The 823-nt window shown below is 62.5% G+C and carries 1 protein-coding gene; it reads left to right on the top strand.

Annotated elements, in window-relative coordinates; all coding sequences use genetic code 11:
• Window positions 1-823 (top strand): DUF5801 repeats-in-toxin domain-containing protein (locus AC1DJO_RS29850; protein WP_477974132.1); only part of this gene is annotated, 823 nt, incomplete at both ends.

The raw sequence follows: 823 nt of genomic DNA, 5'->3' as shown, positions 1-823 counted from the left end.
TCGGCAAACCAGGCAACGGGCGCCTATACCTTCACCCAGTTCGCCTCGATCGATCATCCCGATGCAGCCCGCACCGGTGCATCCGATGCTCTGCGTCTGGTCTTCGACTTCGCCGCAACCGATGGCGACGGCGACAAGACGGCCTGGAATACCGGTACCGTGCAGGTCGACATCCGCGACGATGCGCCGGTCGCTCTCGACGTCGACCGCTACATCACCGTCAAGGAAAGCAGCATCCACGGCGCCACGCCGGATACGCAGTCCAAGAGCTTCTCGATCGACTACGGTGCCGACGGCGCTGGCAAGACCAGCTTCACGGGTCAGGTGCATCTGGATATCGGTCCAGGCACCGCGGGCAATGTCGACTTTACGCTGACCACCGCGAATCCGACCTATCTTTCGCAGATGACTTCGAATGGCGCCAAGATCACCTTCGCGCTTACGGACAACGGCACCAAGATCATCGGCTATGTCGGTGATCCGAGCCATACCGTCATCGAGCTTGCCGCGAACGGCACGACGGTCACGGCGAAGCTGCTTGGCCCGGTCGACCACGTCGCGCTTGCCAACGGCTCCGCGATCGATCAGCTGCGCATCGACGCAGGCGTAGCCTTCCATGACGGTGACGGTGACACGACCACCAGCATCATTCGCGTCGAGGTCAACGACGATAAGCCGACCGCAAGCTGGTCAGGCACCAGCGTCGTGACTGAAAATGGTACGGCCGACGGCACGTTCATCACTCAGTCGGCGACGGGCACGCTGGTCTTCACGCAGGGTGCAGACGGCGCCAAGATCACCGATCTGGCGTTCCGCACGGCGA

This window comes from Rhizobium sp. 05N430 (assembly GCF_056396985.1).
The sequence above is the reverse complement of the archived record's forward strand: the minus strand, read 5'-3'. Positions and strand labels throughout refer to the sequence as shown.